This window comes from Streptomyces subrutilus, assembly GCF_008704535.1.
In the GTDB taxonomy this organism is placed as follows: Bacteria; Actinomycetota; Actinomycetes; order Streptomycetales; family Streptomycetaceae; genus Streptomyces; species Streptomyces subrutilus.
In genome coordinates, this window is the sequence record NZ_CP023701.1 from 2,401,135 (window position 1) to 2,419,534 (window position 18,400).

At 72.9% G+C, this 18,400-nt stretch carries 14 protein-coding genes; 1 reads left to right on the forward strand and 13 read right to left on the reverse strand.

Going from position 1 to position 18,400, the window contains the following annotated elements:
* Positions 1–121 precede the first annotated feature (121 nt).
* From gatB to CP968_RS10245, 10 genes are all read right to left on the reverse strand, one after another.
* Complete coding sequence (gatB, locus tag CP968_RS10200; RefSeq protein ID WP_150517706.1) at positions 122–1,633, reverse strand: Asp-tRNA(Asn)/Glu-tRNA(Gln) amidotransferase subunit GatB; 1,512 nt, start codon at positions 1,631–1,633, stop codon at positions 122–124.
* Between the two features lie 16 nt (positions 1,634–1,649).
* Positions 1,650–1,895, reverse strand: a complete 246-nt coding sequence (locus tag CP968_RS10205) for a hypothetical protein (protein WP_150517707.1) — start codon at positions 1,893–1,895, stop codon at positions 1,650–1,652.
* Positions 1,892–3,385, reverse strand: coding sequence for an Asp-tRNA(Asn)/Glu-tRNA(Gln) amidotransferase subunit GatA (gatA, locus tag CP968_RS10210; protein WP_150517708.1), 1,494 nt, complete (start codon positions 3,383–3,385; stop codon positions 1,892–1,894). Before gatA ends, CP968_RS10205 begins: the two co-directional genes overlap by 4 nt.
* Before the next feature lie 5 nt (positions 3,386–3,390).
* The gene (gene gatC, locus CP968_RS10215; protein WP_010984178.1) at positions 3,391–3,687 is read right to left on the reverse strand and encodes an Asp-tRNA(Asn)/Glu-tRNA(Gln) amidotransferase subunit GatC; all 297 of its coding nucleotides are present in this window, start codon (positions 3,685–3,687) and stop codon (positions 3,391–3,393) included.
* A 293-nt stretch (positions 3,688–3,980) separates the two neighbouring features.
* Positions 3,981–6,167 carry a putative bifunctional diguanylate cyclase/phosphodiesterase gene (locus CP968_RS10220; protein WP_150517709.1) on the reverse strand — a complete coding sequence of 729 codons (2,187 nt, stop codon included), beginning with the start codon at positions 6,165–6,167 and terminating at the stop codon, positions 3,981–3,983.
* 395 nt (positions 6,168–6,562) lie between these two features.
* Positions 6,563–8,764: an NAD-dependent DNA ligase LigA gene (ligA, locus tag CP968_RS10225; RefSeq protein ID WP_150517710.1), complete on the reverse strand. Its 2,202-nt coding sequence runs from the start codon at positions 8,762–8,764 to the stop codon at positions 6,563–6,565.
* A 30-nt stretch (positions 8,765–8,794) separates the two neighbouring features.
* Complete coding sequence (locus CP968_RS10230; RefSeq protein ID WP_150517711.1) at positions 8,795–9,790, reverse strand: methionine synthase; 996 nt, start codon at positions 9,788–9,790, stop codon at positions 8,795–8,797.
* Positions 9,787–10,476 (reverse strand): SDR family oxidoreductase, encoded by a 690-nt coding sequence (locus CP968_RS10235; RefSeq protein ID WP_189828865.1) that lies wholly within the window; start codon positions 10,474–10,476, stop codon positions 9,787–9,789. The genes CP968_RS10230 and CP968_RS10235 overlap by 4 nt, the downstream gene beginning before the upstream one ends.
* A 112-nt stretch (positions 10,477–10,588) precedes the next feature.
* On the reverse strand, positions 10,589–10,933 hold the full coding sequence (locus tag CP968_RS10240; RefSeq protein ID WP_150517713.1) for a DUF1330 domain-containing protein: 345 nt from the start codon (positions 10,931–10,933) through the stop codon (positions 10,589–10,591).
* A 95-nt stretch (positions 10,934–11,028) separates the two neighbouring features.
* The gene (locus CP968_RS10245) at positions 11,029–12,090 is read right to left on the reverse strand and encodes a GlxA family transcriptional regulator (RefSeq protein WP_150517714.1); all 1,062 of its coding nucleotides are present in this window, start codon (positions 12,088–12,090) and stop codon (positions 11,029–11,031) included.
* Between the two features lie 126 nt (positions 12,091–12,216).
* Here CP968_RS10245 and CP968_RS10250 point away from each other — a divergent pair, with 126 nt between their 5' ends.
* Positions 12,217–13,140: an NADP-dependent oxidoreductase gene (locus tag CP968_RS10250; RefSeq protein ID WP_150517715.1), complete on the forward strand. Its 924-nt coding sequence runs from the start codon at positions 12,217–12,219 to the stop codon at positions 13,138–13,140.
* A gap of 18 nt (positions 13,141–13,158) precedes the next feature.
* Here the strand turns inward: CP968_RS10250 and CP968_RS10255 are convergent, their stop codons facing one another.
* From CP968_RS10255 to CP968_RS10265, 3 genes are all read right to left on the reverse strand, one after another.
* On the reverse strand, positions 13,159–13,893 hold the full coding sequence (locus CP968_RS10255; protein WP_150517716.1) for a M48 family metallopeptidase: 735 nt from the start codon (positions 13,891–13,893) through the stop codon (positions 13,159–13,161).
* 44 nt (positions 13,894–13,937) lie between these two features.
* On the reverse strand, positions 13,938–17,528 hold the full coding sequence (locus CP968_RS10260; RefSeq protein WP_150517717.1) for a type I restriction endonuclease subunit R: 3,591 nt from the start codon (positions 17,526–17,528) through the stop codon (positions 13,938–13,940).
* A gap of 109 nt (positions 17,529–17,637) precedes the next feature.
* Positions 17,638–18,147, reverse strand: a complete 510-nt coding sequence (locus tag CP968_RS10265; RefSeq protein WP_229886126.1) for an ATP-binding protein — start codon at positions 18,145–18,147, stop codon at positions 17,638–17,640.
* Positions 18,148–18,400: the final 253 nt, after the last annotated feature.

The window sequence follows — 18,400 nt, forward strand, 5'->3', positions numbered from 1 at the left end:
CCGGCCGCCACCGGCTCGGGAGCACCACGCGGACGGCCCCGCACCGGAACTCCGGTGCGGGGCCGTCCGCGTGGCGGTGCCTGCGTGCCGCGCCCCCCAGGGGACGACGCGCGGGCGGCTCCTACTCGCCGACGCCGAGGCGCTCCAGGATGAGCTCCTTGACGCGCGCCGCGTCCGCCTGGCCGCGGGTGGTCTTCATGACCGCTCCGACCAGGGCGCCGACGGCGGCCACCTTGCCGCCGCGGATCTTGTCCGCGATGGCCGCGTTGCCCGCGATGGCCTCGTCGACGGCCGCGCCGAGCGCGCCCTCGTCCGAGACGACCTTCAGGCCGCGCTTCTCGACGACCTCGTCCGGGGTGCCCTCGCCGGCGAGGACGCCTTCGAGGACCTGGCGGGCCAGCTTGTCGTTCAGCTCGCCGGCCGCGACCAGCGCCGCGACACGGGCGACCTGCGCCGGGGTGATCGGCAGTTCGTCGACGACGACGCCCTGCTCGTTGGCGTTGCGGGCGAGCTCGCCCATCCACCACTTGCGCGCGGCGGCCGAGTCGGCGCCCTCCTCGATCGTGGCGACGATGGAGTCCACCGCGCCCGCGTTGAGGATCGACTGCATGTCGTGCTCGGTGACGCCCCACTCCTCGCGGAGCCGGTTGCGGCGCACGCGCGGCATCTCGGGCAGGCCGCCGCGCAGCTCCTCGATCCAGGCGCGGGCCGGGGCGACGGGCACGAGGTCGGGCTCCGGGAAGTACCGGTAGTCCTCGGCGTTGTCCTTGATGCGGCCGGCCGTGGTCGAGCCGTCCTCCTCGTGGAAGTGCCGGGTCTCCTGCACGATCGTGCCGCCGGAGGTGAGCACCGCCGCGTGGCGCTGGATCTCGAAGCGGGCGGCGCGCTCGACGGAGCGCAGCGAGTTGACGTTCTTGGTCTCGCTGCGGGTGCCGAACGCGGACTCGGGGGTCGGGCGCAGCGACAGGTTCACGTCGCAGCGCATCTGGCCCTTGTCCATGCGGGCCTCGGAGACGCCGAGGGCCTTGATGACCTCGCGCAGCTCGGCCACGTACGCCTTGGCGACCTCGGGGGCCCGCTCGCCGGCGCCCTCGATCGGCTTCGTGACGATCTCGATGAGCGGGATGCCGGCGCGGTTGTAGTCCAGCAGGGAGTGGGACGCGCCGTGGATGCGACCGGTGGCGCCGCCGACGTGCAGCGACTTGCCGGTGTCCTCCTCCATGTGGGCGCGCTCGATCTCCACGCGGAAGATCTCGCCGTCCTCCAGCTGCACGTCGAGGAAGCCGTTGAAGGCGATCGGCTCGTCGTACTGGGAGGTCTGGAAGTTCTTCGGCATGTCCGGGTAGAAGTAGTTCTTCCGGGCGAAGCGGCACCACTCGGCGATCTCGCAGTTGAGGGCGAGGCCGATCTTGATGGCGGATTCGATGCCGATCTCGTTGACGACCGGGAGCGCGCCGGGCAGGCCCAGGCAGACCGGGCAGGTCTGCGAGTTGGGCTCGGCGCCCAGTTCGGTCGAGCAGCCGCAGAACATCTTGGTCCTGGTGCCGAGCTCGACATGGACTTCGAGGCCCATGACGGGGTCGAACGAGGCGAGAGCGTCCTCGTACGACAGCAGTTCGGTGAAGGTGGTCACGGTGAAACTTTCCCTCTCAGCCCAGCAGGACGTCGTCGTCGCCCAGGCGCTTCAGCTCGCGGTACAGGATCGCGAGGCCGGTGACGATGGCGGCGGCGGACACGGCGGCGTCGACCAGCTTCAGCACGTCGTGCTCGCTGCGGGCCTTCTTGACCTGCTTGATCACGCTGAGCGCGCCGAAGGCGGTGGTGCCGATCGACAGGTAGGTGCCGGTCTTGGACTTCTTGAAGCCCTTGGCCTTGGACAGTGCACTGGTGCTCACAGGGACGGTGCCTCCTCAAGCAGCGGGTGACCCCAGCGTGCGACGAAGGCGGCCTCGACGGCGGCACCGACCTTGTAGAGCCGGTCGTCCTTCATCGCCGGGGCGATGATCTGGAGCCCGACCGGGAGACCGTCCTCCGGTGCCAGGCCGCAGGGCAGCGACATGGCGGAGTTGCCGGCCAGGTTGGTCGGGATGGTGCACAGGTCCGCGAGGTACATGGCGAGGGGGTCGTCGGTGCGCTCGCCGATGGGGAAGGCGGTGGTCGGGGTCGTCGGGGAGACGATCACGTCGACCTTCTCGAAGGACGTGTCGAAGTCCCGCGAGATGAGGGTGCGGACCTTCTGGGCCGAGCCGTAGTACGCGTCGTAGTAGCCGGAGCTGAGCGCGTACGTACCGAGGATGATGCGGCGCTTGACCTCGTCGCCGAAGCCGGCTTCGCGGGTCAGGGCCGTGACGTCCTCGGCGGACTTGGTGCCGTCGTCGCCGACGCGCAGGCCGTAGCGCATGGCGTCGAAGCGGGCCAGGTTGGAGGAGCACTCGGACGGTGCGATCAGGTAGTACGCGGCCATCGCGAGGTCGAAGGACGGGCAGTCCAGCTCGACGATCTCGGCGCCGAGCTCGCGCAGGAGCTCCACCGACTCGTCGAAGCGCTGGACGACGCCGGCCTGGTAGCCCTTGCCGGAGAACTGCTTGACGACGCCGACGCGCATGCCGGCGACGGAGCCGTTGCGCGCGGCCTCGACGACCGGCGGGACCGGGGCGTCGATGGAGGTGGAGTCCATCGGGTCGTGGCCGGCGATCACCTCGTGGAGGAGGGCCGTGTCCAGGACCGTGCGGGCGCAGGGGCCGCCCTGGTCGAGGGAGGAGGAGAAGGCGACCATGCCGTAGCGGGAGACGCCGCCGTAGGTGGGCTTGACGCCGACGGTGCCGGTGACCGCGGCGGGCTGGCGGATGGAGCCGCCGGTGTCGGTGCCGATGGCCAGGGGCGCCTGGAAGGCGGCGAGCGCGGCCGCGGAGCCGCCGCCGGAGCCGCCGGGGATGCGGGTGAGGTCCCACGGGTTGCCGGTGGGGCCGTAGGCGCTGTTCTCGGTGGAGGACCCCATGGCGAACTCGTCCATGTTGGTCTTGCCGAGGATGACGACGTCGGCTTCCTTCAGCTTGCGCGTCAGGGTGGCGTCGTAGGGCGGGATCCAGCCTTCGAGGATCTTCGAGCCGACGGTGGTCGGGACCCCGACGGTGGTGAAGATGTCCTTGAGGGCGAGCGGGACGCCGGCCAGCGGGCCGAGCTTCTCGCCGCGGGCCCTCTTGGCGTCGACGGCGCGGGCCTGGGCCAGCGCGCCTTCGCGGTCGACGTGCAGGAAGGCGTGGACCTTCTCGTCGGTCGCCTCGATGCGGGCCAGGTGGGCCTCGGTGACCTCGACGGCCGTGAGTTCGCCGGAGGCGATCTTCTCGGCGGTCCGGGCGGCCGTGAGCTTGATGATGTCGGTCATGGTTGTTAGTCCTCCCCCAGGATCTGCGGCACCTTGAAACGCTGCTGCTCCTGGGCGGGAGCACCGGAGAGCGCCTGCTCGGGGGTGAGCGAAGGACGGACCTCGTCCGCGCGCATGACGTTCGTCAGGGGCAGCGGGTGGGAGGTCGGCGGGACGTCTTGGTCGGCGACCTCGGAGACGCGGGCGACCGCGCCGATGATGTCGTCGAGCTGTCCGGCGAAGTGGTCCAGCTCTTCGGCCTTGAGCTCCAGACGTGCCAGCCGAGCGAGGTGGGCGACCTCCTCGCGCGTGATGCCAGGCATGCGGCGATCCTCTGGGGGTGGTGAGCGTGTAGTTTCGGGCCCAATCCTATGGGGCGGGGCCCCGGACCCACGAAACCGGTTTCCGGCGGGCCGCCGCCGTCGCGCCGCCCGGACCCCTCCGGACCCGCCGCAGGACCGGCCGCGGGCCGGGTGCCGCACGCAACACCGTGCGCAGCCCCGTACGCCACACCGCACGCGGCCCGTAGGCCACACCGTGCGCAACCCCGTACGCACGCGCGCCGCGGCCCCCCGGTCGCGTCCCGGTCGGCGGCGCGGGCCGAGCGGGCCGGGTCTCAGCCCGCGTCGGCCTCGGCGGCGGCCAGTTCCGCCGAGATGTCCGCCGGGCGGCGCCAGCCGCGCTCGCCGCGGGCCAGCAGCCAGGCGGTGGCCTCCTGCGGCGGCATGGCGGCCGCGACCAGCCAGCCCTGTACGGCGTCGCAGCCCAGGTCGCGCAGGCGCTCCCAGGTCTCGTCGTCCTCCACACCCTCGGCCACGACGAGCAGGCCGAGCGAGTGCGCCAGGTCGACGGTGCAGCGCACGATCTCCGCGTCCTGCGCGTCGACCGCCAGCCGCCCCACGAAGGAGCGGTCGATCTTGAGCTCGCTGACCGGCAGCCGCCGCAGGTGGACCAGGGAGGAGTAGCCGGTGCCGAAGTCGTCCAGGGACATCTTCACGCCGTGGCCCGTGAGCCCGGCCATGGTGTCCGCGGCCCGCTGCGGGTCCTCCAGCAGCACGTGTTCCGTTATCTCCAGCTGCAGACCGCTCGCCGGCACCCCGTGGCGGGCCAGCCGGGCGGCGACGGCGCCGGCGAAGCCGGGGGTGTGGACGTCGCGGGGCGAGACGTTGACGGCGACGGGCACCTTGAGGCCCTGCGCCCGCCAGCGGGCCACCTGGGCGAGGGCGGTCTCCAGGACGTACTCGGTCAGGTGCGGCATCAGCCCGGAGGTCTCGGCGATGGCGATGAACTCGTCGGGGGATACGCGTCCGCGCTCCGGATGCACCCAGCGGACCAGGGCCTCCAACCCGGCGACCTGCCCGTCGAAGCGGACCTTCGGCTGGTAGTGCAGTTCCACTTCGCCCGCGTCGAGGGCTCTTCGGAGATCGCCGAGGAGGCCGAGCCGGTCGGGGGTGTTGCTGTCGCGCTTGGACTCGTACACCTCCACGCCCGTGCGGTCCCGCTTGGCCTGGTACATCGCCACGTCGGCCCGGCGCAGCAGTCCCTCGGCGTCCAGTGCGTGGTCGGGGAAGACGGCGAGGCCCGCGCTGGCCTCCAGGACGAGGGTGAGGCCGTCGAGGTCCAGCGGGGAGCTGAGCTCGGCCACCAGGTGGCGGGCGATGCGCTGGGCGCTGGTGGTGGAGTCGGCGACGGGCAGCAGGACGGCGAACTCGTCGCCGCCGAGCCGTGCGGCCTCGGCGTCCGGGGGCAGGGCCTGGCGCAGCCGGTCGGCGATCTGGAGCAGCAGCCGGTCGCCGGCCAGGTGGCCGAGGGTGTCGTTGACCGCGCGGAAGCGGTCGAGGTCGATCAGGACGAGCGCGGCCCGGTTGCCGGACCGTTCGGCATCGTCGAGGGCTCTCCAGGCGCGTTCCAGCAGCCACTGCCGGTTGGGCAGCCCGGTGAGCGGGTCGCGCAGCTGTTCTTCGGCTCGGGCCCGGGCGATCCACAGGGTGGAGTCCAGGGCGATCAGCGGGACGGCGAACAGCGGCAGCAGGACCGGCTGGGTGACGGCGACGGCGCAGATCAGGGGTGCGATGCCGAGCAGCGCGACGGCCACCAGGGCCTGGCGCAGGACGGCGGTGCGGGCGACGGTGGGCAGGCCGCCGCCGCGCCGGGGCCCGGCGAGCCACAGCAGGAGCCGGGTGACGAGGAGGTAGGCGAGGGCGACGAGGACGACCTCGGGGACGGCGGCCAGCCCCCAGCCGGTGGGCTTCCAGGGGGTTTCCACGGAGGGTGTCTCGCCGAACGCGGTGAGGACGAGCGCGCCCGCGCCGATGCCGAGGATGTCCACGGAGCCGTGCAGCAGCCCCTGCCGCCACCGGTGCCGGCGGGCGGCCCCGACCAGCGAGACCACGGCGAGGGAGACGAGCCCGGCGGGCACCCAGCCGTAGAGGACGAGGACGCCGAGGGTGAGGGCGGCGCCGGAGCCGGTACCGCCCCACCAGCGGTCGCGGCCGAGCGCGACGAGGTGGCCGACGATGATGCCGGTCAGCAGGGCGAGGGCCCAGCCGACGGCGCCGCCGGGGAAGAGGGCCCGCCCGCCGGCCAGGGCGGAGGCGACGCCGGCCGCGAGGACGGTGGCGGCCAGGCCGACGATCGTGAGGGGGACGGCGCCGCGGAACGCGGGGAGGCCCGCGCCCTCCGCGGTGTCGCGGGGTCGGGTCTCGGGTGTCCTGGTGCCCAGGACACCGAACCGGCCCGCCCGCATGGACGGGGGGTCCCCGCCGAATTCGGGTGACGGGTCGGCGCTCTCGGTGGGTTTCATGCCCGTCCCTCTCACAGCCGGCGATGCCGATGTCACGCGATGGCCCCGATGTCGTGCCCTCACGGCCGTCGATCGCGTACCGCGGCCGTGCACGACAGGCGCACCCCACAACAGTAGGACGCGGGAGGCTCTCAGGGGCAGCGGTCGGCGGTGGTTGCCCGAATGCGACCCGGCCGTCCTCATCAGTACGGTATCCGCCGAACGGGTGAGTTTGGACCGGGCCTTCCGGCTTCCCGTCCGATGATCCGACAGGTCACCGCCGTGCGACCAGGCTTGTACCGGCCGTTTACCACCGGTTACCACCGGCGTCCGCGCCTGGCGTGCGCCCGCCCGTACGGCCGCACGCCACGCATCCGTTCGCCCCGGTGCTCCACCGGGAGGGGCCCCTCCGGCCGCTACTGCGCCGCGGCGTCCCCGTCCAGCGGGAGCGCGGCCTCGCGGGCGGCGTCGGGGCCCTGCTCCAACAGGACGGCGAAGCCGGCGTCGTCCAGGACGGCGAGCTTCAGCTGGACGGCCTTGTCGTACTTCGATCCGGGGTTGTCGCCGACCACGACGAACGAGGTCTTCTTGGAGACCGAGCCGGTGACCTTGGCGCCCCGGCTCTGCAGGGCCTCCTTGGCGCCGTCGCGGGTGTGGCTCTGGAGCGTGCCGGTGACGACGACGGTGAGGCCCTCCAGCGGGCGCGGGCCCCGCTCCTCGCCGGAGCCCTCCTCCTCCATCCGGACCCCGGCCTCGCGCCACTTGCGCAGGATCTCCTGGTGCCAGTCGACGGCGAACCACTCCTTGAGGGAGGCCGCGATGATCGCGCCGACCCCGTCGGTGCCCGTCAGCTCTTCCTCGGTGGCCTGTTCGATGCGCTCGATCGACCGGAACTCGCGGGCGAGGGCCTCGGCCGCCACCGGCCCGACGTGCCGGATCGACAGGCCGTTGATGATCCGCGCCAGCGGGCGCTCCTTGGCGGCCGCGATGTGCTCCAGCATCGCGAGGGCGTTCTTCTTCGGTTCGCCCTTCTGGTTGGCGAAGACCGTGACGATCTTCTCCTCGCCCGTCTTGGGGTCCCGCTTGGGCAGCCCGCTGTCCGGGTCCAGGACGTACGCCTTGATGGGCAGCAGCTGCTCGATGGTGAGGCCGAAGAGGTCGCCCTCGTCGAGCAGGACGGGCTCGGCGGGCTCCAGCGGGCCGGTGAGGGCGGCCGCGGCGACCATGCCGAAGTTCTCGATGTCCAGGCTCTGCCGGCCGCCGAGGTAGAAGAGCCGCTCGCGCAGCTGGGCGGGGCAGGTCTGGGCGTTGGGACACCGGACGTCGATGTCCCCCTCCTTCATCGGCCGCAGCTCGCTCCCGCACGCCGGGCAGGTGGCGGGCATGACGAACTCCCGCTCGCTGCCGTCCCGCAGGTCCACCACCGGGCCGAGGATCTCGGGGATGACGTCGCCGGCCTTGCGCAGGACGACGGTGTCGCCGATCAGCACGCCCTTGGCCTTGACCACCTGCTGGTTGTGGAGCGTCGCGAACTCGACCTCGGAGCCGGCCACCGTCACCGGCTCCACCTGGGCGTACGGGGTCACCCGTCCGGTGCGGCCGACGCCGACCTTGATGTCGATCAGCTTGGTGTTGACCTCTTCGGGCGCGTACTTCCAGGCGATGGCCCAGCGCGGGGCGCGGGCGGTCGATCCGAGCCGGCCCTGGAGGGCGATCTCGTCGAGCTTGACGACGACACCGTCGATCTCGTGCTCCACCGAGTGCCGGTTCGCGCCGAAGTGGGCGATGAACTCGCGCACTTCGGCGAGGGTGGAGACCACCTTGTTGTGGCCGCCGGTGGGCAGCCCCCACTCGTGCAGCAGCTCGTAGGCCTGCGACTGGCGGTCGATCTCGAAGCCCTCGCGGGCCCCGATGCCGTGCACGACCATGTGCAGCGGGCGGCTCGCGGTGACCTTCGGGTCCTTCTGCCGCAGCGAACCGGCGGCGGCGTTGCGCGGGTTGGCGAAGGGCTTGCCCTCCGCCTCGACGAGCCGGGCGTTGAGCTCCTCGAACTTCTCCATCGGGAAGAAGACCTCGCCGCGGATCTCGACGAGGGCCGGGATGCGGTCGCCCCCCAGCCGGTCGGGGATCTCGGCGATGGTGCGGACGTTGGGCGTGATGTCCTCGCCGGTGCGGCCGTCGCCGCGGGTGGCCGCACGGGTGAGGCGGCCGTTCTCGTAGGTGAGGTTGACGGCGAGGCCGTCCACCTTCAGCTCGCACAGGTAGTGGTAGTCGGAGGTGTTCACGTCCCGGGCCACGCGCTCGGCCCAGGCGGCCAGCTCGTCGTCGTCGAAGGCGTTGTCGAGGGAGAGCATCCGCTCCCGGTGCACGACGGAGGCGAAGTCGGTCTCGTACGCCCCGGCCACCTTCTGGGTGGGCGAGTCGGGGGTGCGCAGCTCCGGGTACTGCTCCTCCAGGGCCTCCAGCGAGCGCAGCAGCGTGTCGAACTCGGCGTCGCTGACGACCGGCTGGTCGTTGACGTAGTACCGGAAGCGGTGCTCCTCGATCTGCTCGGCCAGCAGTGCGTGCTGTTCGCGCACCGCCGCCGGTGCTGCCGTGTCCTGCTGTTCGGCTGCCATGCCGTGTCCTCCCGTGGCCCGTCTCGACCGTCACTCAGGGTTGTCGGCGAGCGACCTCGCCGCTCTGGCGCAATGCGCCTGCACGGCCCGCGCGTAGGCGGGCGAGGCGCCCGCCAGACCGCACGACGGGGTGACCACGACGGACTCGGCCAGAGTCCCCGGGGTCAGCCCCAGCCTGCGCCAAAGCTTCCTGACACCGATGACGCTACCGCCCGGGTCCGACAACGGGCCGTCGGTGCCGGGCACCACTCCGGCGAAGAGTCGGGTGCCGCCCTCGACGGCCTCGCCGATGGCGTCGTCCTCGCGCTCGGTGAGCAAGGAGAAGTCGAACGAAACGCCCGTGGCGCCGGCGCGCCGCAGCAGGCCGAAGGGGACCTCGGGGGCGCAGGAGTGCACGACGACCTCACGGCCGCCCACGGAGCCGGCGACGGCGAACAGGTCGCGCAGCGTGCCCTCGACGACCTGCCGGTCGACGGCGCGGTAGGTGCGGTAGCCGCTGGCGGAGCGGATCCGACCGAGCAGGACGGCGGTCAGGGACGGCTCGTCGAACTGGAGCACGATCTCGGCTCCGGGGATGCGCCTGCGCACGTCGGCCAGGTGCTCCCGGAGCCCCTCGGCCAGCGATCCGGCCAGGTCCCGGCAGGCGCCGGCGTCCTGGAGCACGGCCTCGCCGCCGCGCGTCTCCAGGGCGGCGGCGAGCGTCCACGGGCCGACGGCCTGCACCTTGAGCCGTCCGGTGTAGCCCTGGGTGAACTCCTCCAGGGCGTCGAGGTCCTCGCCGAGCCAGGACCGGGCTCGGCGGGTGTCGCGCCCGGGGCGGTCGCTGACGCGCCAGCCGCTGGGCTCGACATGCGCGTACAGGTCGACCAGCAGTCCCAGCGAGCGGCCGATCATGTCCGCGCCGGGCCCGCGGGCGGGCAGCTCGGCCAGGTACGGGAACTCCTCGAAGGAGCCGGTGACGGTCTTGGCCGCCTCCCGGGCGTCGCCGCCCGGCAGGGAGCCGATCCCGGTGGCGCCGGCGGTCATCGGCCGGGCCTGACGGACAGGTCGTTGACCTCGGCGTCGCGGGGCAGGTCGACGGCCATCACGATGGTGGTCGCGACGGACTCGGGGTCGATCCAGGCCGCGGGGTCGTACTCCTTGCCCTCCTGCGAGTGGACCTTGGCCTGCATGGGGCTGGCGGTGCGGCCCGGGTAGACGGAGGTGACGCGGACGCCGTTCGGCTTCTCCTCGGCGCGCAGCGAGTCGGCGAGGGCCTTGAGCCCGTGCTTGGAGGCGGCGTACGCACCCCACTCGGCGTGGGCGGCGAGGCCGGCGCCGGAGTTCACGAAGACGACGGTGGCGCGGGAGGCGCGCAGGGTGGGCAGCAGCAGCCGGGTGACCTCGGCGGGGGCGATCAGGTTGACGTTGAGCTGCTGGAGCCAGGTCTTGGGCCGCAGGTCGCCGACGGGTCCGAGGTCGACGATCCCGGCGATGTGCAGGAGCGAGTCGATCCGCTCGGGGACGGCCTGCTTGGAGAAGGCCCAGGACAGCCGCTCGGGGTCGGCGAGGTCGCCGACGAGGGCGGTGGAGCCGGGGTGGCGGTCGACGAGCTGGCGGGCCCGTCCGGCGTCGCGGGCGAGGAGGACGAGGTCGTCGCCGCGGGCGTGCAGGCGGGCCGCGACGGCGGCGCCGATGCCGGACCCGGCACCGGTGATCAGGTGAGTAGCCATGCTCCCCATGCTCGCACCCGCCCCGGCCCCTCGACGCCGCGCCCGGCGGTCGGCCCCACCCCCGCGGGGGCCGGCCGCCGGGCGGCGCGGCGGCGGCGCGTCCGGCGCCGCGTCAGAGGCCCGCGGCCGTGCGCAGGGCGGTGGCCGTGGCCGTGGCGTCGTAGTCGGCCGGGACGCCTTCGGCGAGGACGACCTCGCCCGGGACGTGGTCGGCGCGCAGCGGGAGGATCTGCTGGTAGGCGGGCGAGGCGTACCAGGCGCGGGCCCGTTCCAGGTCCGGGAAGCCGATCATGACGAGCGTGCCGGGGAAGGGGCCTTCCAGGACCTCGACCTCCTTGCCGTGCACGAGGAAGCGGCCGCCGAAGGGGTCCATGGTCGACTGGATGCGCTCGATGTACTCCAGGACCTGCTCGTTCAGGGTGCCGGGGCGGAGGTGGGCCAGGGCGTAGGCGGTCACGGTCTTCTCCCCTGTCGGTCGGGCGGCCGCCGGGCGGGCCGCGCCGTTGCCCCGATCCTGCCGCCGATCGCTCGGCGGGTCGATGACCCGGGAGGTCATGCCGGCAGGGCGGCGGCCGGTGCCGGGGCGTGCGGCCGGAAGGTGCGGCGGTAGGCGATCGGGGAGATTCCGAGGGCCGAGCGCATGTGCTGGCGCAGGGAGTTGGCGGAGCCGAAGCCGGAGCGGTGGGCCACGAGGTCGACGGGCAGGTCGCTGGACTCCAGCAGGTGGCGGGCCATCTCCAGGCGTTGCGCGGTGAGCCACTGGACGGGGGTCATGCCGACCTCGTCGCGGAAGCGCCGGGTGAAGGTGCGCAGGCTCATGCGGGCGTGGGTGGCCAGTTCCGTCAGGGTGACCGGCTCGGCGAGCCGTTCCAGGGCCCAGGCGCGGGTGGCGGTGGTGGTGGCGACGGTGGGTTCGGGGACCGGGCGGTCGATGAACTGGGCCTGTCCCCCGTCGCGCCACGGCGGTACGACGCACATGCGGGCGGCCCGGTTGGTGACGGCGGCGCCGTGGTCGCGGCGGATCAGGTGCAGGCACAGGTCGACGCCGGCGGAGACCCCGGCGGAGGTGAGGACGTCGCCGTCGTCGACGAAGAGGACCTCCTCGTCGACGCGGACGCGCGGGAAGGCCCGGCGGAACTCGGGGGCGAGGTTCCAGTGCGTGGTCGCGGGGCGGCCGTCCAGGAGGCCGGCGGCGGCGAGGACGTAGGAGCCGGAGCAGATCGAGACCAGACGGGCACCGGGGCGGATGCCGGCGACGGCGGCGGCCACCTCGGGGGGCAGCGGGCCGCCGAGGGCCAGTTCGGGCATGGCGTGGGTGGGCGGGACGATCACGGTGTCGGCGGCGGCGAGGGCCTCGGGGCCGGCGGCGGGCTGGAGGGTGAAGCCGGAGTCGCTGAGGACGGGAGCGCCGTCGGCGGTGCAGACGACGACCTCGTACAGGGGCTCGCCGTGCTCGTCCGTGGCCTGGCCGAAGACGCGGGAGGGGATGCCGAGCTCGAAGGGCGGGAAGCCGGGCAGGGCGAGCACCGCGACCAGGTGCCGGCCGTCCGGTCCGCTCCCCGTGGCGGTCGCGTGCGCTGCGGGGACGGGGGGTGTCGTGGGCGCCTCACTCATGGCCAGATCCTGTCACATAGTGGCCGGACGGCCAACACCGTCGTGGTGCGGGATGCCCGAATCTGAGGAGTGTCACCGGGGAAGCCCCGGAAAAGTACGGAATCAGTCGGAATGAGGCGGAACAACATGCGCGCGATCGTCGTGAACGAATGGGGCGGCCCCGAGAACCTGGTCGAGCGGGAGATCGACCGGCCCGAGCCCGGTCTGGGCGAGGTCCTGGTCCGCGTCCACGCGGCCGGCGTCAACCCGGTCGACTGGAAGACCCGCGCGTCGGGCGGCCTGATCGCGTGGGGCGAGGTGCCCGTGGTGGGCTGGGACGTCTCGGGCACCGTGGAGGCCGTCGCCCCCGGCGTGACCGCCTTCCGGCCGGGCGACGAGGTGTACGGCATGCCGCTGTTCCCCCGCCAGGCGGGCGGCTACGCCGAGTACGTGGTCGCCCCGGCCCGGCAGCTGGCGGCGAAGCCCGCCTCGCTGAGCCACGTCGAGGCGGCGGCCCTGCCGCTGGCCGCGCTGACCGCCTGGCAGGCGCTGGTGGACACCGCGGACGTGCGGCCCGGCGAGCGGGTCCTCGTGCACGCGGCGGCGGGCGGCGTGGGGCACCTGGCGGTACAGATCGCCAAGGCGCGCGGGGCGTACGTCATCGGCACGGCCAGCGCCGGCAAGCACGAGCTGTTGCGCTCCCTGGGCGCGGACGAGGTGATCGACTACCGGTCCGAGGACTTCGCGGAGAAGGTCGCGGACGTGGACGTCGTCCTGGACTCCCTGGGCGGGGAGACCGCCGAGCGCTCGCTGAAGGTCCTCCGGCCCGGCGGGCACCTGATCACCCTGCCGGGACCGGACTCGGTCCCGGCCGGTGCGGACGGCGTGCACGCGGTGTGGCTGCTGGTGGAGCCGGACCTGGCGGGCCTGCGGGAGATCACGTCCCTGGTCGACCGGGGCCTGCTGCGGCCCCTGGTGGACACGGTGCTCCCGCTCTCCGAGGCCGCCCGCGCCCACGAACTGGGCGAGCAGGGCCGCACCACCGGCAAGATCGTCCTGACGGTGGCCTGACCGCCGGATTCACCCGGCCTACCGGACCGCCCCTCGCCAAAGGAACGGTTCCTCTTGCTCGAACACCTTCTCGCGGCGATGGTAACCGGGCAGGGCCAGCTCCATCTCTCTCCGGAAAGCTGGACCGTGCCCTGGAATTTTCATGTGGCATAGCTCGTGCACAAGGACGAAATCGATCAGGACCGCGGGCAGCTGCATGACGGCCCAGTGCACAGCGATCAGTCCGCCCGGGCCGCACGAGCCCCAACTCTCCCCCAGGTCGTCCACAGCGACCTCGGCCGGCCGCACCCCCATGCGCAGGGCGATCGCTGGCATCCGAGAGGCAAGCCACCGCTGTCCGCGCTCGGTGTACCAGCCAGCCAGGGCCTCCGAACCAGCTGCTGGTGTGGAGGGCGCCGGAATTTCCAGCCATCCGGCTCTCAACCTCACCGGCGCTCCCTCGGCCGCCGGCACCGGTCGCAGTCGGTACCGGCGCCCCAGGTAGGCGAAGCTGCTGCCACCGACAAGCTCCTTGACGGGCTCGGCGGGGCGGGCACGGCGGCGGCGGACCTCATCCGCGAGACGCGGCAGCCGGGAACGTACGGCTGCGGCCACCGCTCGCGGATCCGCGTCGGCCGGTACAGCGAAGAGCACCTCCCCGTCCGGCGTGACGTCAATGCCCAGGGTCCGCCGCCGAGGGCGGGACTCGACGCGCCAGCTCCACCCCTCGGGGAGGGGGAGTGCGGCGATCGCCTGCTGGACCGAGGTACTCACCCGGCATTCCTACCACCCGGCTCGGACAGTCCGGCGCCACGGTCTCAGCCGTCGTGGCGCCCCGGGTAGCGCAGGAAGTCGCCGTGCCGGTGCAGCGCGAGCTCGACCAGCAGGCCCGCGACCGGTCCGGTCGCCGACCAGTCGACGTGCAGCTCCTCCTCCAGGTAGATCCTCACTTCCTTGCGTACGCGGTCCTGCGCGTCCGGCAGCGTCGTGAAGTTCGGGGAGCGCACCAGCCCCGCGATCTTCCAGGTGACATCGCTCGCCGCCTGGTAGAGGTCGGTCCCGTCCGGCACCAGCGACCCGTCCGCCGCGTCCAGCTCGCGGGCGAGCAGGGCGTACACCGGCCTCTCGGTCCAGCGGTCGAGCCCCGCCCCGGTCTCCTGCCCGCCCTCTCGCTCCGAGGCGACGATGTCCTCGACGAGCCCGGCGAGCGCCGCGGAGGCCTCCTCGAAGTCCGCGCCCATCCGCCGGATGACGGCCTCCAGGCGCTCGCTGAAGACCTCATAGCCGGCCCCGGGCGTCTCCAGCCGGGCCGTGATGTGGGTGTGGATCCGGCTGGTCAGGTACGAGATCCGGGCCCGCGGATCGGCGTTGGCCTCGACCCGTTCCATGAAGTCGGGCGCGCCGAGCTCCACCTGCGGGACGCGTTCGACGACGCCGTTCGCCTTGAGGTGCGAGGCGATCAGAGCGCGCACCTTGGCCCCGTAGCGGCGCGGGCTGAACTGGTCCCGGCCGTCGAGGTAGCGGGCGCGGGCGAGGTACTGCACCTCTCCCAGCCGCCCGGCGAAGGCCTCGTACCGGAGCGCGAACGGCCGGGGCAGGACGGCGCCCAGCGCGTTGAAGAAGTCCCGGGCCAGCTCGTCGAACTCGCCCCGCAGCAGCGGGTCCTCCAGCGCCGCCAGCAGGTCCTCGCGCTGCGCCTCGTCGGCGAGCTGCCCCGCGCCCAGCCGGGCCAGGAAGTCGTCGAGGCGCTTGAAGAGGTCGGCGAGGACCGCCTCGGCCGCAGCGTCGGTCTGGAGCCACATCCGGCCCGTGGCTGGCTGCTCCGCACCGCTGCCGGGGTCGAGGTGGTCGAAGGACACGTTCTCGTAGCCGAGGACGGCCTTCAGGTGCGCCTCCTCGTAGTCGGTCATGGACTTCGCCAGCTCGGGCCCCACACCGATGTAGTCCACCACCTGGCCCCACCGCTTGTTGCGGTACGGGCGGTTGGTGCGGGCGATGGCCTGGAGCAGGCCGGCGCCGAACAGCGGCCGGTCGAGGTAGAGGACCTGTTCCACGGGTGCGTCGAAGCCGGTGAGCAGCATGGAGGTGACCACGAGGAACCCGAGGGGACGCTCGGCCTCCTCGTCGCGGGGCCGCCGACCGGCCGCCTCGCGGTCCTCGCCCGCGCCGACGTTCCAGGGGGCGTGGGCCGAGGTCCGGGCCCCGGCGCTCGTTCCTTCCCCGGGCCGTCCGTGCGTGTGGGCGGTCCAGGAGGGGTCGTCGCTCGTCTCGAACGGATCGGGCACCTTCACCCCGCGTCGGAAGCGGTCGATGTGCGCGCTCTGGCTGCTCGGCCGGGTCCACACGTCCCAGTCCTTCGGGTCCTTGGCCTTGCCCCGCTTCGGCGACGCCGAGATGACGGCGGCGGCTTCGACCTGGGCGAGCACGTCCCGGTAGCGCAGCAGCCGCAGGAGGTCGGCCTCGCCCTCCGGGGCGGGCGCGGGGTCGTGGGCGTCTCCGCCCAGCCCGTCGAGGTCTGCCACGAGGCGGCTCAGCGCCTTCGAGATGGCCTCCCGGTACGCCACGGCCGCGCGCCGGGACACGGCGACGACCTGCGCGCCGAAGCCGTCCGGCATGGCGCCCGCCGCCCAGTGCCGCACCATGTGCTCAGCCTTCCTGGCGATCACCGCGGGCGACTCCAGGACCTCCTTCTTCCGCCCGAACCGGCGCAGGACCCGGCGACGCTGCTCGGGATCGTCGGGGACGTGCTGGTCGAAGCCCGCGTCCAGCGCGGCCTTCTCCACCACCTCCAGGCTCACCTCGTGGGCTTCGTACCGCACGGGGACGACGGCCCCGTCGATCTCGGCGTCCCGCAGGGTGTAGGTGTCGGCGTACGAACCGAAGATGTCCTCGGTGGTCTTGCGGGCCCCGCCGAGGATGGGCGTGCCGGTGAAACCGACCATGGCGGAGTTGGGCAGCATGGCGCGCAGCCGGGCGTGCTGCCAGGCGCTCTGCCCCCGGTGCGCCTCGTCGACGAGGACGACGATGTCGGAGCTGGGGTTCGCCACGCGGTTGTGGAGCCGGTCGCGCCCCTCGGGGTCCTGCGCGAGCACCTCGTCGCGGCCGTCGTCGGCGCTGTCGTCCCGGCGTGCCTTCTGGAGCATGACGAGGACGAGGTCGGGGACGTCGAGGCTCAGGTAGCTGCGGGCGTACTTCACCGAGCGTGCCCGGTAGATCTTCTCATCGGCGGCGGCCAGGCTTTGGCGGATCTGCGCTTCCAGGTCCTTGCGGTCGGTCACGACGACGACCTTGTGGCGGGCCAGGTCGCGGCTGCTGCGCAGGTAGCGGACGAGGAAGGCCATGGTGAGGGACTTGCCCGAGCCCTGAGTGTGCCAGGTGACCCCTCCGCGCTGGTCGACGTCCAGGCCCCCGGCCAGGGCCGCGTGCCGGTCGCGCAGCCGTTTCGCGATCTTGTGGACGGCCCGGAACTGCTGGTAGCGGCCGACCACCTTGACCGTGCGGGGTCCACGACCCGCCTCGGTGGTGAAGTCCTTGACGAGGGTCAGCAGGTGCGCGGGCCGGAGCACGCCGCCGGCCAGGGTCTCCTGTGCGTGGAGTTCGCGTCGACTGTCCGGTGCGGCGGCCTCTTTCCGTACCGTCTCCTGCCGGGCCGGGTAGACAGTCCGCCAAGGCGCGAAGTGCGCCGCCTCCGCGCTGATGGTGCCGATCTCGGCGTGATCCCGGTCGGTGGCGACGAGCACCTGCGCGAAGCGCACGAACTCGGTGACGGGCTCGGGTGCCTCGACCCCCGCGTAGCCGATCACGTCGTCGACGGCCCAGTCGATGGCGAACCGCTTCTCCCCGGGGCTCGACAGCGGGGCCTTGCACTCGACCACCACCCAGGGCAGGCCGTTGACGAACAGCACGACGTCGGGGATCGCCGGGGGGCCGTCGCGGCGCTCCACCTTGAACTGGGATACGGCGATAAGGTCGTTGCCAGTGCCAGCGTCTCCCAGCCCGGGGAACTCCCCCTCCCAGTCGACCAGTCGTACGTGCTCGGGATGCCCCTCGGCCCATCCCGGAAGCGTGCGCGCGTTGATCCCCTCGCGCAGCATCCGGGTCACCTCCAGGTTCCCGGCCACCCCGCGCCCGGCCGGGCCCTGGCCGGCTGCGGTGCCGAGGAGTAGCGTGAGGAGGCGGTCCAGCTGGGCGTCCGTCAGCCAGGGCTTGCCGTTGGCGTCCGGGTTGATGCGGGCCACGGCGGCGCGGAACCGGGCGGCGTAGACCACCTCGGTGAACTCGCCGCGCCCGGAGGGTGCCGGGTCGGTCACCGGCTTCCCCGGAGGCGCCCCCTGGAGGTGCTTCCACCCCATGGCGACCAGCTGGTCGATGAGCGGCCTCTCGACCTTGTCGTACTCCGGCTGCCCCATCGCTGGTCTCCCCGCCCCGTGTGCGTACGTCGCTCCCCGCCCCTGTCGAACCTCGAACAGGGGTAGGGGCCACTTTACCTACGGGGTTGGAGCGCGCCGGGGCCATTACTCAGGCCGCGAGGGCGGCGGCTGCCGGCGGGGGCGCGTCGGGCCCGCCCCTCCCGGTCCGCAGCTCGAACCAGATGGTCTTGCCGCCGGTCCCGAACAGCTTCTCGTCGAGGCAGCAGCCGCCCCACTGGTCCGCGACGAGTTCGAGTATGGCCAGCCCCCGGCCGCGCTCGGCGTCCCAGGAGATCGCGGCCGGGACCTCCACGGGGAACACGGGGCCGGAGTCGGAGACGCTGACCCGCAGCACAGGGCACACCCAGCGCAGCCGCACGGAGGCGGGCCCCTTGGTGTGCCGTACGGAGTTGGTGGCGAGCTCGGAGGCCAACAGCTCTGCGCGGTCGGTAAGTTCGTCGAGCCCATGCGCGTCGAGCACGGCCCGCAGGGTGGTCCGCGCGATACCGGGCGCGCGGGGGTCACGGGGGAAGTAGAGCTCGTACTCCCAGGGTTCGGCGAAGCCAATCGGCGGCGGGGCCGCCACCCCGGCTCGGGTGCTGTCCGTTTCGCGTGTCACGCGGGCACCTCCATGTGCAGCGTGAGGGATCTACGTCGGCCACGTGTCGCGTCCACAACGCCCGTGCCGTTCCGGTGGCTTGCCGGAACCGAGGCCCCTTGCGGGGCCCGGGGTTCGGTGCGCTTCCGATGACGCGGGAGCGAGGTTCTTTGTGGCTTGCCTCACAACGTAGAGCATTGCAACTCACACGTGAGTCAGATTTCACCAACGAGTGAACGGGAGCCTCGCTCACTAGACCGTCATCCGGCGGGCT

Excerpts from the sequence above, each read along its gene's own strand:
- gatA (WP_150517708.1), bottom strand. The coding sequence starts at position 3,385 with ATGACCGACATCATCAAGCTCACGGCCGCCCGGACCGCCGAGAAGATC.
- gatC (WP_010984178.1), bottom strand. The coding sequence starts at position 3,687 with ATGCCTGGCATCACGCGCGAGGAGGTCGCCCACCTCGCTCGGCTGGCA.
- CP968_RS10220 (WP_150517709.1), bottom strand. The coding sequence starts at position 6,167 with ATGAAACCCACCGAGAGCGCCGACCCGTCACCCGAATTCGGCGGGGAC.
- ligA (WP_150517710.1), bottom strand. The coding sequence starts at position 8,764 with ATGGCAGCCGAACAGCAGGACACGGCAGCACCGGCGGCGGTGCGCGAA.
- CP968_RS10230 (WP_150517711.1), bottom strand. The coding sequence starts at position 9,790 with ATGACCGCCGGCGCCACCGGGATCGGCTCCCTGCCGGGCGGCGACGCC.
- CP968_RS10235 (WP_189828865.1), bottom strand. The coding sequence starts at position 10,476 with ATGGCTACTCACCTGATCACCGGTGCCGGGTCCGGCATCGGCGCCGCC.
- CP968_RS10245 (WP_150517714.1), bottom strand. The coding sequence starts at position 12,090 with ATGAGTGAGGCGCCCACGACACCCCCCGTCCCCGCAGCGCACGCGACC.
- CP968_RS10250 (WP_150517715.1), top strand. The coding sequence starts at position 12,217 with ATGCGCGCGATCGTCGTGAACGAATGGGGCGGCCCCGAGAACCTGGTC.
- CP968_RS10260 (WP_150517717.1), bottom strand. The coding sequence starts at position 17,528 with ATGGGGCAGCCGGAGTACGACAAGGTCGAGAGGCCGCTCATCGACCAG.